The following is a 20,423-nucleotide window of genomic DNA, read 5'->3' as shown; positions in this document are numbered from 1 at the left end:
CTGTGCTTCCTGCAATATTGTTTACCCCCGAAGAACCGTATATGCCTCCTGTGAAGACCACTATCTGCTTCCTATCTTCCAAACAGGATTTTTATGACATGCTCTTTTTCTGCATCCAGCTGTTTGATCCATTCCTTTTTGATCCGCACGGCATATGCTGCCCCCGCTTCCGGTTCCAGTTGCTTTTCATCGCAGAGGACACTTTTTATCCACTCTTTTTTACACTCGCACTTTTCCGGATTTGAGAACCGGATGTCGAATTTCTTTCCCGCAAAAATCAGCTTTACTTCTGCATTTCCCTGCGCATCAAACTGTTCCGGCATGAATGCCGGCGCAATTACCAGATCTCCCATGACCCCCTTTACGCCGAATACTTCCGTAACCATCGTAAGGAGATACCAGCTTGCCGCACCCGTCAGGTATGCATACATGCCTCTTCCTGACAGATCATAATATTCCGGCAGTCCCGGATACATCCTGCTGTTGTCAAAATTCATTGCCGCGTTAAGAAGAGCCTGCAGGGCTTTATTACCCTCCCGCGCAAATCCTCTCCGGTACAGTGCATTGGCGTACATGACAGCCATATGGGAAAATACTGCTCCGTTTTCCTTCTCCCCGTAAGCAAATCCAAACATTCTTCCCAGATCCATTTTTTCTTCACCAAAATCCGTATTCAGACGGTAGCCGCCCGCTTTCTCATCATACAGATATTTATCGGCACTCTGGCAGATTTTGCGGATCTGATCCGGTGTTGCCGTGCCGCTCATAATCGCAAAAACCTGACTCGTCAGCATCATCCGTACCTTTCCGTCTTTACAGCCCTCCACCGGATTCTTATGATCGTCATAATAGCCATTAAACCATCCGCGTGCCTCATCCTCAGCAATCCACTCCTGCATCCTTATATGCTCCATCAGCCAGTCTGCTTTTTCCTCCAGATTGCTACAGATCTGCTCTGCTTTTACGATCATGGTCTGACCACTGAGATTATGTGCACATTTCTCCAGATAGGCGTCCAGTATCCCTCGTTTCTTTTCCACATTCTCATACAGCTCCCTGCCACCTGCAAACAGCATTCCCATCTCTTCTGCAATCTCAAAACGCTTGCAGCTGGTCTCCTGCTCTAACAGCCGGATACAGTGCGCAATCTCTTTTAAATTTCCCGCATAAGCACTTGTAAATGCCACGCTTTCTCCATTTTCCCATGCCATATCCAGCGCGTCATTCCAGTCTGCCCCGTGCAGCCGCATCTCATTGTGCGCGCCGACATCGTAGAATGCACAGAGATTCTGAAGAAGCAGATGTTCCAGTACACTTCCGAAATAGACGACGCCACCCTCTGTGCGCTGGCATTTTCCATATGTCTCGTCCCATCCGGTATCGTGATCTGTGCCTCTTTTGGACTGCAGATCCTTAAAATACGGAACCTTCTCAAAAAGAATCTCGAGATCTCCTGTCTGGTCAATATAAAATTTTGTCGTCACAAACGGCCAGAACGCATGATCCATCCACACACGGGTAATATGATTCCGGTCCGCAATAAACTCCCCCTGCGCATTTCCGATAATTGTGGCATTGGTTCCGTCCACCCGGACACCGCCGTAATTGTCGATGATCATCTGCCGGACTGCGGAAGGGTCCATGAGAAGCAATGCCAGACAATCCTGCCACAGATCCCGCCAGCCACGTCCTCCTTTTCCGTAATCATGATACGGCAGGAACGAACAGCCGTAAATTCTCCGCAGAATTGGCTGGAACGTAATCCACTTAAGATAATTGTCTGCATCCGGATTACCCGTTTTAAATGTGATGTTTACTTTCTTTGTCCAGTACCGTTTTACTTCATCATAAGCTTCCTTTACCTGGCTTCTTTGTCTGAGAGATGCTGTAAGAGGTTCGATCTGTGATCTCTCGTCGGTCATTCCGCCCAGAGTCAGATAGCAGACTGTCTCATGTGGTTTTAATAAAATCTCCGCAAATTTAAGAGCTCCCACTGCTTCTTTTCCCTCTGCCTTACTTCCTGCCACAGCTCCCGGCTTTTCTGTCCGGACTGCCTCCGGTATGAGATAGGAACCTCCCTCCCCGATAAACTCCCCGACGGTCGGGTAAAAAGCTGCCGGTGCCTCTCCCTCTCCGGTGGAACCATATACAAAATACGTTGTATGATTCTTCTGATGCCCCCGCTCATCAAACGACATCGCAGGCGTCACCTCCACCCCATAATCCGTGGTACAGATCCGGTGCAGCAGGGAAGTCACATGGCGGTGATCCCTGATATTGTCCGCACTTCTTCCATAGACCGGCATCACTGCAATCGGTGTCATTTCAAGCGGTTCCTCTGTTATATTGGTAAGTTCCGTCATCATCACTTCCATCGCTCCGTCTACCGTAACAAAAGAAGTAATCTCTGCTTTTAGTCCATGGACTGCGGATGTCCGCGTCAGTTTCTGCCACATAAATCCGGCTTCCAGTACGCTTTTCTCCTGTTCTCCGGTAAACCGCAGAAATTCTGCCTCTGCCGACGAACCGCAGGCTGACCAGTATCCCCGGTTTTTGATACGGCACCAGAAATTTCTTGTATTTTTATTGTTATGGAGATTTTCAATACTGACCGGCTCCATCAGGAAATGGTTCTGATCCCTTTTGCTGTCGCCGCCGAGTGTCGGTGTAATGCAGGATTTTAACCCACCGTCTCCTGCAAGAGGAAAATACAATCCACTGTAGTCTTCCGGCTGATACACCCGGAAGCTTCCCTGCTGATCCAAAAATTCTATCTTTCCCACGAATCTTTCCTCCCATCTTATGACATATACAATACGATTTCTGTCTGCTTTTTCAATACTTCCTGCGGAATATAATCTCCCTGCATCCTGACTCCATTTACAAGTAGTCTGTCGCATCCCGACTGCACATGTCCCGGATTTTTCACAACAATATGTAACTGGCAGCCTCTGAAAACTTTATTTACTTCAAACTCCTCCCATTCATGCGGAATTGCAGGCGTAAGATGCAGTCCATAGAAATCCGGACGCATACCCAGAATTCCCTCCACACAGCCGACCATAACCGTGGAAGCAGTTCCCGTGAGCCAGTGCACATGTGACCTTCCGAAATTCGGACTTGCCTTTCCTTCCGTGAACTGTCCATAGCAATAAGGTTCAATCACGCGGATCTGTGCACGGTCATTCTGTGCAGCCGGTGCATTTTCCATAAAATAAGTAAATGCTCTGTCTCCATGTCCCCGCAATGCCTCCGCCAGGATAATCCATCCCTGCGACTGTGAAAAAATACCTGCATTTTCTTTTGCACCCGGATTATAGATGACAGCCAGTGCTCCGTCAAAGGCGTGCGCATGATACGGCGGGTCCATCAATATTGCACCATACGGCGTGTTTAATTTCTCATATACCCTCTCAAGCGCCATATCCGCCTGATCCGCTTTTGCCAGCCCGCTGATCACCGCCCAGCTCTGCGGGTTCAGCCACATATTTGCCTCCGGATCCGTGCGCTTTCCGATCACTTCGCCTGCTTCTGTAAATCCACGGATAAAACGGTCCTCATTCCAGCAGAGTTCCTGCAGCAATTTCCCCAGTTCCTCCTGCTTTTCATCAAGATAGGCAGCCGTTTCTTTATCCTGCTTGTATTCTGCAAACTTTCGCAATATATTCATCGCATAATAAAGCTGCATGGCAACAAATGTGGATTCCCCTTCTTTGCCCAGTCTTAAGCAGTCATTCCAGTCGGCATACAGCCCCGCCGGCATACCGTGTTTTCCCAGATGGTTCATGGAAAAATCGATGGCACGCTTCAGATGCTCGTAAACAGTCGCCTCTCCCCGGTTTGCATACGGAATCACTTCATCCATAAATTCCAGATGTCCGGTCTCCGCTATATACTTGTAGACGGTCGGAAACAGCCAGAGCGCATCGTCTGCACGATATGCCGGATGCCCGGTCTCCTTTACATAAGATGCATCATCCGGCGTATCTTCATGTCCCGGATTGTGTGTAAACTTTACCAGTGGCAGTCCGCCTCCATTATCCACCTGTGCGGAAAGCATAAACCTGATTTTTTCAACTGCCATCTCCGGTGCAAGGTGAATGACTCCCTGTATATCCTGTACCGTATCACGATAACCGTATCCATTGCGCAGTCCACAGTAGACAAACGACGCTGCACGCGACCAGATAAATGTCATAAAGCAGTTATAGGCGTTCCATGTATTTATCATGGCATTGAATTCTTCACTCGGTGTCTTTATCTGAAAATGTGCAAGCTTTCCATGCCAGTAATCGGTCAGCTGCTGCAATTCCTTTCCACAGACCTGCTCCGGCAGCGCATAGGAGGCCAAAATCTCTGCCACCTCAGGTTCCTCTTTCATTCCAACCAGAAATGCGAACTCACAGTGCTCTCCCGGTGCAAGCCGCACCACCGTACTGAGTGCTCCGCAGCTGTTGCCGTTCTCATTTCCCTCGTTACACAATGTTCCCTCTGCCACACCTGCCGGATTGCCATATCCATGATATCTTCCGAGGAACTTCTCTCTGTCGCCGCACCAGGATGTCACTTTCGCTCCCTTCAGTGCAAAGAAACGGCTGACAACGATTTTATCATCGACATCGCTGCCTTCCTCGATCTGATCCAGATTCGCATGAATCATCTGCCGCACATGATCCCCACAGAAAACCGTGCGCGTAATAAACTGCGAATACTGTAAATTCACCTGATCCTGCTCATAGTTGCTGTTGTTTGTAAATTCAGCGTACCCGGTAACCGTCAGTTCTCTTTCTTCTGCAGATGTGTTGGCAATGCATACATTCCACACCTCATACGCCCGGTCTAGCGGCACATAATATCTCACTTCTGAGTGAATACCGCTGTAATCCGCCTGCATTTTTGTATAAGCAGTTCCATGGCGGCATTCACTCCGGTAAGTTTTCAGATCCTTTCCCACCGGCTGCCAGGAAGCCGACCAGTAGTCTTTGCTTTTATTATCCCTGATATAAATATATCTTCCGGGTTCGTCAAACTGGTTAAAGATGTATCTTAAAATTCTTCCGTTAGCTCCGGATTTTGCAAAACTGTATCCGCCTGCATTGTTTGAAATAATCGCGCCATATTCCGGGGAACCGAGATAATTAACCCACGGTGCCGGTGTATCCGGTCTTGTAATTACATACTCTTTCTTCGTCTCGTCAAAATATCCATATTTCATATATGCTTTCTCCTGTTTTGATTTTCTAAGGTTTTCTACATTAAATATAACCTTCCTTTGAAAATCAGAATACCAGATACGACATTAAAATATCAGATTCATGACCTAACTTTATTCAGTAAATACGATAATTCCCGGACAGTGCCAGCATGGCAAACAGATACAGGAAATTGTCGTAATAACGGCGTTCCCCTGTCCGAAGCGGCGTCTCCCAGAACCTTCTGATGCACTCCTTTGCATTTTCTCCCTTCGCAGCCAGCGAAGCCTCTGCATTTACCGCTATCACCGCAACCGGGTGCAGCGCCCGCTCTCTAAGAAGCGTGCCGTCCGTCAGAAACACACCATCCCAGTGTCCGCTCTGCTTTTCGCAGTAAAAGCTCTGTAATTTTCCCGCAATCTCCTGCTGCCAGGGATCTCTCCCAAACCACAGCCAGTCCATGGCAATATTCGCAATCGTCCGGTACGCATCACTGTAATACCAGTCATGCCTGCCGAAAATCTCCTGATGTCCCTCATGCGGAGTCCCGTCATACTCCGCATACTCCGCCGACAAACCGGTGTCCGGATGACATGCCAGATGCAGATACGCTCTGCTCGCTTCTGCCGCGTCTCTCCAGAACTCCCGGTCATCTTCGTCCGCCCATCTGGCAAATAATTCATAAAAATGGGGCAGATGGTAAGACGGATCGCTGAAATTACAATTTGTAATAAACTTGATCAGATGCCTGGATGTGTCCCACATCGGTTCCCCCGGATGCCCCGGCTCTCCCTTGTGGATGCATTCCCGCAGAATTGCCCGCGCCTCATCTGCATAGTGGAATATTCCGGTTCCATTTCCCCAGCGGTCTGCCGCAAAAAACAGTGCCATGGCAAAATATTCTTCTCCGTCGGGAGCCGGACCTTCCGCATTTTTACTGCCATCTGTTGCACAGGACCACGCAAAATAATTCTTACATGGTCCATCCTCGATGTACATATATGTCCGGGTCCATTTCCACAGCCGGTCAAACTCTTCCCTGCGGTTCATCTGCACACATGCCATCATTCCATAGGACATTCCCTCTGTGCGCACATCATGGTTTCCCGTATCCTCTATGTATGCCATGTCGGCTCCCACCTCATGATAGAAACGCTCCTCCTCATTCCCATAAAAAATTGTCTCAAATGTCTGCTCCACTCTTCTCTGAATCTCCGCTTCCGGATACCCGTACTCTGCAAACACATTGCGATACTTTCCCGTCTCAAATGCTCCCGCCATCGTTCTACTCCTTTTCTCCTCTTTCCTTTATGTGTGATACGTCTCTTTGGGTCCCAGATAACTTTCCAGGACATCCGTTCCTTCCGGGCGGATCAACAGCTTTTCCAGAACAAACCCAGGTGTGACGGAATAAATGCGCAGACGGTTGATACCACTTCTGCATGAAACCGGAATCTCCTGTCTGCGTATCTGGTCTAATACACCTTTTGCCCAGAACTCTCCCTGATCTCCGATCCGGTATCCCTCAGGTACTGCGTTATAAATCCGGATCTCACCACCGTTATTCTGCACACCGTAGCAGAGTTTCTGATCGTTCGCCACCGGATTGGAGGGCTGCATATAAAGCGTAAGTACATACCCGCCGGGCTTTGATACCCAGAAATGATACTCCAGATACGGTGCATTTTCTCCCGGCACACCATACGCTGTGACCGGAAATGCTTTCATGGCAGACCGCGTTTTTCCATAGTCCCTGATGCATTGAAACCGTACCTTTTCGTTTTTTCCTTCCCGCTTACCATCCGCTGCATATCCATCCTTCCGGTCTGCATAATGCTCTGCCTCCATCACAATATAACCTGCCGTATCCACAAAGGTACCTTCCGGTACTTCCGGCAGATTTTCACATACCGGTATCTCGATCCGGCAGCAGCCGGAAGGCGTTTTTATTTCAAGCACTCCACAAGCAGACGTACCTGTATTTCCATCCCGGTTCATTGCCCAACGCTCCCGGTTCATTACAAGTTCCAGCTTTTCATAATTGTGCTTTTTCCCGTCCAGCACGCCCTGCATCGGACACACCGAAAGCCATTCCGGTTTTTCTGTGACCTCGTATGCAGCCTCACATTCACTCAGCCCATACAGGGTGATCCCGGCGCTCCTGCACGCAGGGTCTAAAAAATCCGGCAGTTTCATGGATTCCGTAAGCCACGGGCTTCCCTCTGCATGCTGCATCGTCTGATCCACTGTCACAACCAGTCTCGGTTTATCCGCGGGCAGTACCCGGTGAATCACAGGGTTTAAACATTCATCCTCATTCCAGTGCACAAATCCGATATGCTCCGATGCTCCCATGCCATCCCAGCGTCCGTGATCCATCTGATGATATGCCGTCACCAGTTCCCGGTCACGCTTCAGACACTGTTCTACCGCATCCCCGTAATCATTCGCGCGAAGTGCTCCAAGCTTTGCCAGGTATTGATTCATCCCTGCCAGAAGATGCATCCTGGTCAGATTCAGTGTTCCTGCCGCAGGGTAATAGATGAGCGCCACAAACGCCGCTTCGTATTCCGGCGCATGTTCCTTCACCCACGCATACACACGCTCCGCTTCCGTAAGTATCCGCTTAATCTCCTCCAGTGTATCCTGCGTTTCTCTTCCATGCACCGGGTGATACACCATTGCACGCATTGCCTCAGGTCTTCTCTTTTGTATCAATCTGGTATATCCCTGCAGAACGTCCGCAATCTGTTCCTGTATTTCCTCCGTAAAGCTTCCAAACTGCTGCCTCGTCCACTGTCTGGTATACTCTGCGGTCTGATTGACGGCACCACTTCCCCAACGTCCAAAATCATATGCCATATCCAGAAAATACGACAGTGGGAACTCCTGCGTTGCAATATCCCCCACATTGACAATCCAAAGTTCCCGCACCCCGAATTCATATGCCGTTGTCATTTGTTCCCAGATTTTCGGAAGGTACGAACTGTTGATCCATTCATAGGAAATGGGCCAGCCGTGATAGTCCAGATGATAGTACATCCCATATCCGCCCTTATGCGTCCTCATCTCCTTTGTCGGCAGTGTCCTGAGGTTTCCATAGTTGTCATCACACAGCAGTAAAATAACATCTTCCAGTTCTTCCGATCCCATCAGCCCCGCCGTCTGATCATTTCCATAAAAAAACGCTTCCACTTCCTTGTAGAGAGCAAGCATTCTCGGGACACGCTTTACGTCCTCATCCACACACTCCCGGATCAGCTCATTCTGCGTTTTTAGCACATCGCGCAGCAGTTCAATATTGTCTTCCAATGTTGCTTTTTCTCCGAGAATTGCCGTATCCGCCTCTCCACGCATGCCCAGGGTAATCACATTTTCAAATTTTCCTCTCCGAAGCAGTCCGTCTTTCCAGAACCGGATGATGCCTTCCCGGTTCGTCCGGAAATTCCATGCATCGCCATATACCGAATCTTTTCCTCGCAGGTACTTATACTCCTCCCCCTGTCTCAGACACGGCTCATGATGCGACATTCCCATAATGATTCCGTATTCGTCTGCCAGCTTTGCGTTTGCAAGTCCCGGGCCGTCATCCCCAAATCTGGCGCTCCACATCGCCGGCCACAGATAGTTTCCTTTCAGCCTTAGCAGCAATTCAAACACATGCTCATAAACCGAAGTTCCAAATCCCCCAAAGCGCCGGTTGCACCATGTTCCAAATGCCGGCCATTCATCATTGATAAAAAAACCGCGGTATCTTACAGACGGCTCTCCCGCCACACACGCCATCGATGCACGAAGCCCCACATGTTCACGGTGAGGTGGCCTGATACCACACCAGTCGACAAACGGAGATACGCCCAGAAGTTCTGACAGATGAAACAGTCCGTAGATTGTTCCACGCTTATCGCTCCCTGCAATCAGAAGAATCTGTGTTCCATGCCATTCTGGATCGTTCAGAAAAAACCAGCCATAACACTCCCGTTTTCCCCGGATCTGTTCCAGACCGATTCTCTTTTCTTCCTCCATCTGCTCCAGAAGTCTGCTTTTTCCAACCGTAGCCGGAACAATCACAGTCTCTGCCCGTTCTGCCACATCCGCAAGTTCTTCCTGTGATGTGCCGTACAGCACCCGCGGGCGTCTGTCCGTTACCAGCTCCACATCGCCGGCAACTTTATCCGCTATCTTCTTTACCCCGGAATCTGCTGCATCTTCCATCCAAAATATAATCTCTTCCATATTTTCAATCCTTCTCCTTACCGGAAAGAGTTCTTCAGCTGCTCTGCCAGCTGATGTCTGCGGGATGTCCAGTCAGATCCATCCTGTACCTTTATCATCGCCCGATGCTCTTCTCCCGGTATCAAACGGTATTTTTGAATGATCTCCTCCGGAATCCTCGCTTCTTTCCGCTTGCTGCACTTCTGCATCACAAGAATCATTTCCGTCATTTTTCCCTCTGCGATAAGCCGGTCAGCCATGTTGGCGATTTTTCCCTGATGAATCCACACACATTCGCTCTCCCACCGAAAGCTCTCCACAATAAGAACAGGATACCTCTGTTTTGCATGCTTCTCATATCCTGCCGGTGTATACACATAACACAGGCGGTATCCGCCATTTTCTTCCTCCCGGTACCATTCCATATGAAGCATGCCATGCGGCACATTCGCCAGCTGCGGATAACAGAACTCCGGTTCCGGAATCTCAAAATAATTGCATGCAAAACTGCCCTGTTCGTTATATCCGGCATACCCTGCCGGAACTTCCGGATGAATCGTCTCCACGCCGTTGACGATAAAATGTACCTCATGATAGCCGGCAGAAAGTCCTCCTATTTTTCCTCGCCATATTCCTGGCTGCTGCTCCGTTAACGTAGCCAAAATCTCATGCTTCTCCTTAAGCCGGACATCCACACGAGCCGCACCGGGTGCCTCCAGATAGAATTCTGCCGTGCCGTCACTGCACACTTTTACGCCCGGTATGGTCTTTGGATATTTCCCTGCCGGTCTCCCCTGCGCATCCGTTTCAAACCGGATCTGCCGGTGTACCGGATCAAAAAAGAGCATCTGCTCCTCCATGCTCTGGACGGACAGCTGTTTTTCATCCAGGCGGCGCTCCATGCAGCATGCAGATGCCGTTTCTTCCACAGTCTCTGCGCCACAAAACAGAAGCGGCACAAAATCTCTCAGACTCTTTCTCCAGACATGCCATTCATGATAGCCTTCATATACTTTCTTTACGCAAAGCGTTTCTGATTCGCGCATTTTTTTACAGATATCCTCTATTCCGCGCGAAATCTCCTCTTCCCTGCTCCCGCAGGAGAAAAACACAACATCCGGTTTTTCTGCCTCATCCGTGCAGATCCTCTCTGCGTCATAAAGCGATACCCCGGAAAACATTCCAAGTGCCGAAAATTTATCCCGGTGCCTGCATACACTTCTTGCCGCCAGTGCAGGCCCCAGTGAAAGACCTGCCAGTGCCCGGTAATTTCTGCCCCGTTTTACCGGAAAATGTGTTTCCACATAAGGAATCAGATCCTCCATCAGCTCTCTGTCAAAATCCCCGGGAAAGAAAATTGCCTCCTCACCCTCGATAAACGCATAATCACAGCTCATCACCACGATCATTTCCCTGCATTTATGCTCCGCGATCAGATTGTCCATGATGTAATTTAGCTTCCCCTGCCAGATCCATCCCGTCTCATTTTCACCGACACCATGCTGTAAATATAAGACCGGATACCGCCGGCTGGGATCTTTCTGGCTTCCATAAGGCGTGTATACATAACATTCTTTCAGGTGACCGTTTACACCGGATGCGTACTTTGCCAGATGCACCGTTCCATGCGGTACCTCTTTCAGATAGTAAAATTCTGCTCCGCGCTCCGGCACCTCAAATGTGTTGATTGTCTCAAAGCAGCCATAAGAAAAACCGGCTTTCGGATGAAACAGTTTCACTCCGTCCACAAACCAGTGATAATAGTGCATTCCTCGCGGGAAGTTCTCTATCTTCCTGTAAAACCCTCCGTTTCCATCCGGCAGGAGTGCAAGCGGCGCCGCATCAAAATAACCGCCCACACCCGCCACTTCCACCGTCTCAGCCGTCGGTGCATACAGATAGAATTCTACCGTCCCATCTTCCCACACCTTCACCGCCTGCCGTTCTTCCGTTATCTCCGGCGCAAACGAAAGTGCCTGCTGCACCAGCGCCTGGTTAAGTTCTGTCCCCATAAAAAAACCTCCCATTCTATAAGATCTTCTGTGAGAATATCGTATAGAATGAAAGGTTCTACCGGCAGATGCGGCGCATCACTTCCTGCTGCAGATCCTCCATCAAAATCTGTGGACTGCAGGCATTGTATGCATCCATGTATTCCTGCCAGGCTGTATCAAAATCCTCTGCCATAATAACCCGCGGAAGCCACTCGTGCTTGATCTCATTGATCTGCTCATATACCATTCCTGCTTCTGTGGTATCAGAAAGCGATGTAGCGTAAGAATACATCGGATACCAGTTTCCCGGTGCCTTATGATTCCCAATCATATCCACATAGCTTTCACAGCCATACGCCCTGAGACATTTCTGGACGTCCCCCGGCTGGCTTTTTAAAAATTCTGCCGGCTGGTATTCCAGTGAAAAAGCATTTTTCCCATCCGGAAGCATTCCCTCCCAACGTGGGAAATACGAGTAATAGCAGAAATAGTCCGATGCCAGCAGATCATCCGAAAAACGCTTTGACTGTTCCTTCGTCAGATAGAAAACCCCTTCCTCATCCACGCAATAGTCCGTTCCTTCCTGCCCCCAGAAACGCAGAATCTCCACCTCCGGCTTTAAAAGATCATTCACAAACTGCAAGGCACCGTCTATGTCTTCACACGAGACCGTAACCGACAGGCCGGAGGACGTATCGATAGATGCCGCTCTCTCGACATGCCACTGGTTCTCCACCCCCTCCTGCATCGTAATCGGAAGCGGTACATAATCGCATCCCTGCTCACTCAATTTCTGTCTGTCATATGCCGGATAAATCGCATAGTAAAACTGCCACCACTGATCCACCATTCCAAGGACCGCTCCGGTGGACAGCTTATTCAGATACTCTTCATAGCTGTTTGTGAACGCCTCCGCATCCAGTATTCCCTTACGATATTCTTCATTTAATTTTTCAAAATAAGCCCGCGCCGTCTCTGTCGTGTTGTAATCCATCACCTGAAAGGTCTGCGGATCGACCATGCAGCAGCCGTCATTGGGATATCCATCCAGAAACTGCGGCACATTCTCCAGGCAAAAATATCTCCAGTCATCGCTAAGAACCGTAAATGGGATATTCCTGGTTCCGTTCTCCATCATGGGATTGGCATTCACATAAGCCTCCAGCAGATCGAAATATTGCTCTACCGTATGAACTTCCGGATATCCTGCCCATTTTAAAACCCTCGTCTGAATCCAGAATGCTTCCCCGTCATGGATCACATCGCTGCTTTTTCCATTTGTCACCCCGAATTGTGGAATCCAGTAAATGTGTCCGTCTTCCTGGCGCAGCATATCCCACTGCTCATTCGTCATGTATTGCCGGATATTGGGATATTCCTCCCAGTACTCATCAATCGGAATCAATGCCTCTGCTTCGTATAAGTTTTTTTCCCCCTGTATGAAGTCCGGATATCTGCCGCGGGCAATGTATGAATTGAGTGCCTGCTCCTTGGTCTGACCGGACAGCCAGAGTTCTTCACACTCTGCTCCTGTCACCTCTGCAATCTTCGCTTTCATGATATTTCCATATTCAAGGCTGTTTCCCTCCGTCGGAAAAAAAGCCGTAAAATGCTTTATCTGCGCTTCTGCCATGCGGTCTGTGTGTGCCGCCATGTTCCACAGCACCAGAAGCAGTACCATTAAGGTCATTCCTTCTGCCAGTCTCTTTTTCATCTGTTTTCCCTCTTTTCCAGTCAATTATACTGTTTTTAAGGGACACCGGCAAGATGGGATTGCATACGCTCCTTCGCTTTTATATGGAATTATTCTTTTACGCCACCGAGTGTAAGACCGGTGACAAAATATTTCTGTAAAAACGGATAGATGCAGATAATCGGCAGCATCGTGAGTATCGTTGCCGCAGAGCGGACTGACGTCGGTGTAACGGTTCCCACTGCATTCTTCATGGCTTCTGCCGAAGTTCCCTGATTCGTGACGGATGACAGCAGCTTCATCAGCTCATACTGCAGCGTCGTCAGATCAGAATTCATGCGGTTGTACAGCATGGCATCAAACCAGGAATTCCATTGTCCGACTGCAACGAACAATGCCACCGTCGCAAATACCGGCTTGCAGAGCGGACAGTAAATCTTTAGAAAAATTGTCGTATATCCGGCACCGTCTAACTGTGCGGATTCTTCCAGACTGTCCGATATACCATTCATGTAAGTGCGGATTACCAGCATATTAAACGCACTTACCATGCCCGGAATTACATACACCCAGAAACTATTGGTAAGACCGAGTCCTTTGTAAAGCAGGAATGTCGGAATCATTCCTCCATTCACATACATTGTAATGACCCAGAACAGGGAAAGGCTTCTCTTAAACAGAAATCGTTTCCGGCTGACAACAAACGCCAGAATCGCGTTTGCAGCCAGTGCCAGCACTGTTCCGATAACTGTTCGCGCAACCGTGACATATGCACCGGTAATCAGATTATCTTTCTGCAATACCGTGATATAATTTTTCCATGTAAATTTTCTCGGCCACAGATAAATTCCGCCACGCAATGCATCCGTGCCATCGTTTAATGAAATCGCCAGCGTATTCAGCACCGGATATAATGTGATTACAACAATCACAAGCATAATGATTCCGTTCACAATGGGAAATGCATCAACGGATCCTGTTCTCTTTCTTTTTTTATTTGCTCCTGCCAGCTGTTGCATGCTATTACCCTCCTTAGAATAACCTTTCTTCTCCGTTGCGCTTTGCAATCTGGTTTGCAATGACAATCAGAATGATACTTACCGCACTCTTAAAGATACCTGCAGCCGTACCAATGGAATAATCTCCCTGACTGATACCCCATTTAAGTACATAGATATCAATCGTCTGAGACACTTTCTGCACCAGTCCGTTTCCCAGAAGGTACTGAATCTCAAATCCGGCATTTAATACATTTCCTACATTCATTAACAGAAGAATCATAATCGTTGGTTTGATTCCCGGAAGTGTCACGTATTTGATTTTTGCCCATCTTCCCGCACCGTCAATGGAAGCCGCTTCATACAGGGACGGATCAATGGATGTGATGGCTGCCAGGTAAATAATGGCATTCCATCCTGTCTCTTTCCACACATTGGCAAACGCGACGATCGGCCAGAAATAATTCGGATGTGCAAAAAAATTGATTGGCTGTGTAATCACATGCAGATTCATCAATATCTCATTGATGATTCCGCTTCCCGAGAGCATATCATGCAGAATTCCCGTTACGATAATCCAGGACAGGAAATGTGGCAGATAAGAGATGGTCTGAACAACCTTTTTCCCGCCATGTGATTTTATCTCGTTTAAGAGAATCGCAAATGCGATTGCTGTCACAAATGTCACAACCAGGTTTATCACACCCATCGCAAGCGTATTCCGGATGACACGGATAAATGTCATATCCGAAAATAAGGTCTGAAACTTCTGCAGTCCCACAAACTCAGAGTGGAAAATTCCAAGCTTTGGCTTATAATTCTGGAACGCCATCGCCCATCCCGCCAGTGGAAGGTAATAGAAAATGATGCCATAGATTACCATCACACCACTCCAGAACAGCAGAACTTTCTGTCTCTTTATTTCTTTCCAGGTGATCTTTGCTTTATATTGATTTTCTTTTTCTTTGGATCTTGTTCTCGTCAAAGCCATACCCCACTCCTTAAAAAAACAGGCAGATGAAATCTTCCTTGCATCTGCCTGTTTCCAATTTCATTTTATGTGTTATTCGTATTTCGCTGCTTCTTCCATTCTCTTATCAAGTTCTGTCTGTAACTCACCGATAAACGCACCCGGATCGCAGCTGTTGTATGCATCCATGTACTCTGCCCATGCCGCGTCAAAATCTTTTGCCATCACGACCTGTGGGAGATACTCGTGCTTGATCTCACCGATCTTATTCCATGCCATACCGCCTTCCGTATCGGTAGTGAAGCTGTTTGAATAGGACCACATCGGATACCATGCACCCGGAGCTTCATTTGTTCCGATCATATCCACATAGGTCTCTGCGCCATAAGCAGAAAATGCTTCTTTTACATCATCATTTAATCCGTCAAAAAATTCATTCGCCTGTCCATCCGGCTTATTCGCATTGATTCCGTCATCACTTGTACCGGAATACTGCGGAAAATAAGAATAGGTACAGGTATGGGATGCTTTGTATGCAGTGTCAACCGCTCTGGTTCTCTGCTCCTCTGTGCGGTAAAATTCACCGTTGTCATCCACATTATAGTCAACGCCTTCCACTCCCCAGAAACGCAGGTTGTGAATATCCTGTGAGAGGAGGTCATCTACAAACTGCAGTGCAGCTTCCACATCCTCACAGCTTGTGGTGATCGCAAGACCGTCTGATACATTTAACACACCGCCGGAACAGTGCCACTGGTTTTTGACACTCTCATCAATGGTAATCGGAAGCGGAATGTAATCGCATCCCTGTGCATCCAGCCCTGCCTGCTTGATTGCATCTCCCGCAGTGTAAGCAAAATCCCACCACTGGTCAATCATGCCAAGTACACGTCCGGTTGACAGTTTGGCAATATACTCATCATAGGTCTGTGTAAAGGATTCCGGATCTACAATTCCCTTCTGATATTCTTCATTCAATTTCTGGAAATACTTTACTGCGGTATCCGTCGTATTATAATCGATCACCGTCAATGTCTCCGGATCTACGATACAGGAGCCGTCGTTTGGATATCCATCCAGAAACTGCGGCGCATTCTCAAGGCAGAAATATCTCCAGTCATCGCAGAGAATCGTATACGGAATGTTCTCTGTTCCGTCTTCCATGGTCGGATTTGCCTCATTATATCTCTCAATCAGATCAAAATACTGATCCATGGTACGGATCTCTGGATAATCCGCCCATTTTAATACCCTGGCCTGAATCCAGAATGCCTCATCGTTGTGTGTACAAACCTTCTCTTCTCCCTTGATATTGCTGAACTGCGGTATCCAGTAGATATGTCCGTCGTCCTGGCGAAGCTGATCCCACTGCTGCTGTGTAAAGAAGTTTTTGATATTCGGATAATCATCCAGATAATCATCGAGTGCTACCAGAACGTCTGCATCATAGAGCTGTGACTGTCCGCTTCCCCCGCAGATAAAGTCCGGCAGCTCACCACCGGTGATCATCATGCCGACAGCTTCCTCTGCCGTCTGTCCGGTCAGCCATGTTTCCTTCACTTTCACGCCGGTCTTATCGGCAATGATCTGCTGAATCTCATTGTCGTCATTGATCTCTGAACCGGGAACTGCAAAAAAAGCCGTAAATTCTTTTACCCCACCGGCTTCCGTGCTGTCTGCACCGTCTGCGTTTTCCTTTGCGTCTGTCGATGCCGCATCACTCCCGCATCCGGCAAACATGGCTGCCATCATTGTGGCTGCCAGCAATACACTGATAAGTTTCCTTCTCTTCATCTTGTAACTACCTCCCTATTTGATAATACTATTTTACCTTTCTGGCAGATTCAGACAATTGGAGGAAGTATAGATAAAAGCAGGGCAAAGTATAGGTTCTTATTTCCATACTTTGCCCTGCTTTTGAACTTGCCGTATTTCCTTTATGCCTCACGCCGGAACTTCGCCGGTGTACAGCCTTTTACCAGAATAAAACGGTTCACAAAATAATCAAGATCATGATACCCGACTTCCTCCGCAATCTCGACAATCTTCTTATCGGTATGTAACAGCAGATCCGCTGCCCGTTCCATTCTGTAATTATTCAGATAATCTTTGAATGACTGCCCGTTTTTCTTACGGAACAGCTGTCCCAGATATGCGCTGTTGACGTAATATTTTTCACTCAGGCTCTTTAATGTGATATTCTTTGCATAGTTTTCCCGGATCTCACGCTCAATCTCTCCTAACACTCCTCTGGATACATTTTTGCGAAGCTGCGACAGATAGTCCCCGTATTCACATGCAAACCGGGTCAGATGCGCCTTGCTGCCGCGCATTACCCCCTTTTCAAAGCTACTCTCACTGATCAGGCGCAGAATCTCTTCCTGATTTACCCCGTCATCCTGCTCACTCGCCAGATGGATCAGCTGAAACAGAAGATAATTGATGTTCAGATTCATCGTCTCACCGGTCATTTCCCTGCTTATCATCTCCCCGTAAAACTGCTCAATCGCACTCCGTATCTCTACATGGTTGTTCTGCTCCACAGCTTTTAACAGACGATCCAGACTGCTCTTGCATAAAACAATTCCTCCGGAAGTAACCTGCACTTCCTCCTCATAGTAATAGATCGGCTTTTTTGTGCGGAATCCCTGAAAAGACCGGAGCATACACGCATTTCCATAAGATCTGGCAATGTTGCTGATATCCTGCACCTTTTTCCCTACAAGCATGATGACCGGCTGGTGCATGTTAGCAATCAGATACTCAAGAAACCGGTTCAGATATGTTTTCCCATCAATCCCCTGCTCCTTTGCAAACGCATCACAATACAATAACCCGATGTCATAAATCTTCTCATGCGTTGAGACATCAAAGACACAATGTGATGCATGGGGTCCCAGGAACTCAATACAATACTGGTACAGCTGCCGCTGAAAGCCCCGTTTTTCCTTATCTGATATTTCCTCGGCTCTGCCGTCATCATCCATCTGAATCTCTACATACCGTATACCGGATGCCCCATCCATATGCGACTTCACATACTCCAGATTCACACTGTCAAACTTTCCCTGAATCAATGCGATCAGATGTCTGGACAGATACGCCTGCTCCATTTCCCGGCTGCTTTGCTTCTTCTGGTTGTCCGCCCTTCGCAATACCTGGACTTTATTCAGCACCTTCAGCAATTCTTCCCGGTCTACCGGTTTCAAAATATAATCTGTGCAGTCGTAACGGATCGCCTTTCTCGCATACTCAAAATCTGCATATCCGCTCAGGATCACAAAATGTGCATCGGAAATCTTTTCCCTGCGTATTTTTTCCAGAAGTTCCAGTCCTGTGACGACCGGCATTTTTATATCCGCAATAATGAGATCTACCTGCTCCCCGCGCAGATATTCCAGTGCTTCCTCTCCGTTTGCCGCCGTCTTAACAACTTCAAATCCCTCCTGCTCCCAGTCAATCAGTATCTTCAGTCCCTGTAATATAAACGGCTCATCATCCACGAGCAATACCTTTAACAATGCTTCCCCCATCTTTTTCCTTCCCTTCTCTACAATGGCATCCGGATACTCACTGTCGTACCGATACCCTGCTCCCCCTCTATATCAAATGCCACCTGCTCCCCGAATACCATTTTCAGCCGCAGACATGCATTGATGATTCCCACTCTTCCGCCATCCTTTAGCATATCAATACTGGCGTTTAGCATGCGCTCTTTTAATTCCTGCATCTGGGAGGCGTCCATGCCGCATCCGGTATCTTCCACTTCCAGATAAAGTGCCTTCTGCTTTTGGCAGATCCGCACAAAAATCCAGCCGGGAGCTGTCTTTGCCTCAATTCCATGTACACAGGCATTTTCCACAAAGGTGACAACTGTCATTTTGGGAATTTTAATGTCCAAACAATCCTCTTCCACTTCAAGACTGTAACTTAACCGCTCTCCAAACCGATACTTCTGAAGCCCCAGATACGCTCTCACAAATTCCATTTCCCTGCGGATCTCGACACTGTCGTTTCCCCATTCCACATACTGACGCTGCATCAGCGCCAGCTTTTCCACCATGTCTGCCGTCTCATATTCGTTTTTCAACAGGCTGTGCATGCGGATGCTCTCCAACGCATTAAACAGAAAATGCGGATTGATCTGGCTGTGCAGCGCGAGCAGTTCTGCATTCTGTCTTTCCACCAGCATCTCCTGTTCTTTAATCTTATTCTTATACACAATCTGAATGAGTTCATTTGTTCTCGCAACCATGCGGTTGTAATTGCTCATCAGGCTTCCAATCTCATCTTTTCCACGCACATACGAAATCGGCACCAGATGTTCCCCGCCGACTGTCTCAAACACTTTGCTGAGTTCGCTGATTCTCTGCGTAAATGACCGGTTAAATCCCCGCACCAGAAGGAGTGGCAGAATCGCATTTACAACAATTAAGAATCCAATCAGCGGCAGGTTTTTCCGGATTTCCGTCCACAGCTGGCGTTTGGGCTGCATGACATAAATATCCAGATCCATTCCGTAAAACTCAAGTTCCTGACAGTATCCGACCCTGCCCGTCTGGTCAAATGTCTGAAATTCCTTTCCGATACTGGAATATCTGCCATTTGATAAGACAATCTTATCTCCCTGGCAGATAAATACATCCGTGTCATAATTCATTTTCTCTAATGTCCGGTTTACTGCACTGTAATCGATGTTGATCAGCAGCACCTTTTCCATATTATTTTCCGCATAAAAGTCCAGCTTCTGGAAAAAAAGCATCCGTCTCTGCGGCTCCACCGAAGGTGCCCTGCTGTCATCATACTGGAAATATAATCCCTTATTCAATCCGTTATCCTGAAAATAGCGGTACACTTCTGTACCGCGTATTTCCTTCATATTACATACCTTTCCCCCATTCACGATCGTGTCATTATCCGCATACATCGTGATTACCATGTTGTTCATGCCAAGTCCGCTCTCAAACAGGGTATCTTTAAAAAAATCCTGATAACTCACCACATAGTCCAACGGATCGCTGTAGGTATTCGCCAAAAAACGGTTAATATATTTGCTCGTATAAATACTCTTCCCGATCTCTGCTGCATTGTTGACCGTATTTGAAATACTGTATGCAACTGCATTGGCAATATTCGCCATCTCATGCTCTCTGGCTTCCCGCTCAGACTTCATGACAACAGAAAATACCGCACTGTCCGTCACAATCAGCGGAACCAGCACGCACAAGATATACAGGATATAAAATTTATTTTTTATTTTAAAGTCATCCATCCAGGCTTCAACCGCATGCAGAATTCTCTTCATATCCTCTCCCAGTATTTTTATACTAACATTGTTTTTCATCGAGTGCAACGGATACC

Annotated in this window: 11 protein-coding genes; all 11 read right to left on the bottom strand. The window is 47.8% G+C overall.

Features of this window, described 5'->3' with window-relative positions:
- Positions 1 to 71 precede the first annotated feature (71 nt).
- The 11 genes from RHOM_RS05700 to RHOM_RS05650 all read right to left on the bottom strand — a co-directional run bounded on the left by RHOM_RS05700 (position 72) and on the right by RHOM_RS05650 (position 20,367).
- A complete protein-coding gene (locus tag RHOM_RS05700) occupies positions 72 to 2,783 on the bottom strand; it encodes a GH36-type glycosyl hydrolase domain-containing protein (RefSeq protein ID WP_014079326.1) in 2,712 nt (903 codons plus the stop codon).
- 17 nt (positions 2,784 to 2,800) lie between these two features.
- The gene (locus RHOM_RS05695) at positions 2,801 to 5,215 is read right to left on the bottom strand and encodes a GH36-type glycosyl hydrolase domain-containing protein (RefSeq protein ID WP_014079325.1); all 2,415 of its coding nucleotides are present in this window, start codon (positions 5,213 to 5,215) and stop codon (positions 2,801 to 2,803) included.
- 115 nt (positions 5,216 to 5,330) lie between these two features.
- A complete protein-coding gene (locus RHOM_RS05690; protein ID WP_014079324.1) occupies positions 5,331 to 6,473 on the bottom strand; it encodes a glycosyl hydrolase family 8 in 1,143 nt (380 codons plus the stop codon).
- 27 nt (positions 6,474 to 6,500) lie between these two features.
- Entirely contained in the window at positions 6,501 to 9,428 is a 2,928-nt protein-coding gene (locus tag RHOM_RS05685; RefSeq protein ID WP_014079323.1) for a glycosyl hydrolase 115 family protein, read from the bottom strand.
- A gap of 17 nt (positions 9,429 to 9,445) precedes the next feature.
- On the bottom strand, positions 9,446 to 11,419 hold the full coding sequence (locus RHOM_RS05680; protein WP_014079322.1) for an alpha/beta hydrolase-fold protein: 1,974 nt from the start codon (positions 11,417 to 11,419) through the stop codon (positions 9,446 to 9,448).
- Between the two features lie 58 nt (positions 11,420 to 11,477).
- Complete coding sequence (locus tag RHOM_RS05675) at positions 11,478 to 13,115, bottom strand: type 2 periplasmic-binding domain-containing protein (RefSeq protein WP_014079321.1); 1,638 nt, start codon at positions 13,113 to 13,115, stop codon at positions 11,478 to 11,480.
- A gap of 89 nt (positions 13,116 to 13,204) precedes the next feature.
- Positions 13,205 to 14,113, bottom strand: coding sequence for a carbohydrate ABC transporter permease (locus tag RHOM_RS05670; RefSeq protein ID WP_014079320.1), 909 nt, complete (start codon positions 14,111 to 14,113; stop codon positions 13,205 to 13,207).
- Positions 14,114 to 14,126: 13 nt separating this feature from the next.
- Complete coding sequence (locus RHOM_RS05665) at positions 14,127 to 15,083, bottom strand: ABC transporter permease (RefSeq protein WP_014079319.1); 957 nt, start codon at positions 15,081 to 15,083, stop codon at positions 14,127 to 14,129.
- A gap of 72 nt (positions 15,084 to 15,155) precedes the next feature.
- Complete coding sequence (locus tag RHOM_RS05660) at positions 15,156 to 16,856, bottom strand: type 2 periplasmic-binding domain-containing protein (RefSeq protein ID WP_014079318.1); 1,701 nt, start codon at positions 16,854 to 16,856, stop codon at positions 15,156 to 15,158.
- A 143-nt stretch (positions 16,857 to 16,999) separates the two neighbouring features.
- Positions 17,000 to 18,595, bottom strand: a complete 1,596-nt coding sequence (locus RHOM_RS05655; RefSeq protein ID WP_014079317.1) for a response regulator — start codon at positions 18,593 to 18,595, stop codon at positions 17,000 to 17,002.
- Positions 18,596 to 18,612: 17 nt separating this feature from the next.
- Positions 18,613 to 20,367: a sensor histidine kinase gene (locus RHOM_RS05650; RefSeq protein WP_014079316.1), complete on the bottom strand. Its 1,755-nt coding sequence runs from the start codon at positions 20,365 to 20,367 to the stop codon at positions 18,613 to 18,615.
- Between the last annotated feature and the right edge of the window lie 56 nt (positions 20,368 to 20,423).

The sequence above is a fragment of the Roseburia hominis A2-183 genome, assembly GCF_000225345.1.
Classification (GTDB): Bacteria; Bacillota; Clostridia; order Lachnospirales; family Lachnospiraceae; genus Roseburia; species Roseburia hominis.
Note: the sequence above shows the minus strand (reverse complement) of the source record. Positions and strands in the feature narration are given on the sequence as shown.

Excerpts from the sequence above, each read along its gene's own strand:
- RHOM_RS05665 (WP_014079319.1), bottom strand. The coding sequence starts at position 15,083 with ATGGCTTTGACGAGAACAAGATCCAAAGAAAAAGAAAATCAATATAAA.
- RHOM_RS05690 (WP_014079324.1), bottom strand. The coding sequence starts at position 6,473 with ATGGCGGGAGCATTTGAGACGGGAAAGTATCGCAATGTGTTTGCAGAG.
- RHOM_RS05680 (WP_014079322.1), bottom strand. The coding sequence starts at position 11,419 with ATGGGGACAGAACTTAACCAGGCGCTGGTGCAGCAGGCACTTTCGTTT.
- RHOM_RS05660 (WP_014079318.1), bottom strand. The coding sequence starts at position 16,856 with ATGAAGAGAAGGAAACTTATCAGTGTATTGCTGGCAGCCACAATGATG.
- RHOM_RS05650 (WP_014079316.1), bottom strand. The coding sequence starts at position 20,367 with ATGAAGAGAATTCTGCATGCGGTTGAAGCCTGGATGGATGACTTTAAA.
- RHOM_RS05685 (WP_014079323.1), bottom strand. The coding sequence starts at position 9,428 with ATGGAAGAGATTATATTTTGGATGGAAGATGCAGCAGATTCCGGGGTA.
- RHOM_RS05675 (WP_014079321.1), bottom strand. The coding sequence starts at position 13,115 with ATGAAAAAGAGACTGGCAGAAGGAATGACCTTAATGGTACTGCTTCTG.
- RHOM_RS05655 (WP_014079317.1), bottom strand. The coding sequence starts at position 18,595 with ATGGGGGAAGCATTGTTAAAGGTATTGCTCGTGGATGATGAGCCGTTT.
- RHOM_RS05695 (WP_014079325.1), bottom strand. The coding sequence starts at position 5,215 with ATGAAATATGGATATTTTGACGAGACGAAGAAAGAGTATGTAATTACA.
- RHOM_RS05670 (WP_014079320.1), bottom strand. The coding sequence starts at position 14,113 with ATGCAACAGCTGGCAGGAGCAAATAAAAAAAGAAAGAGAACAGGATCC.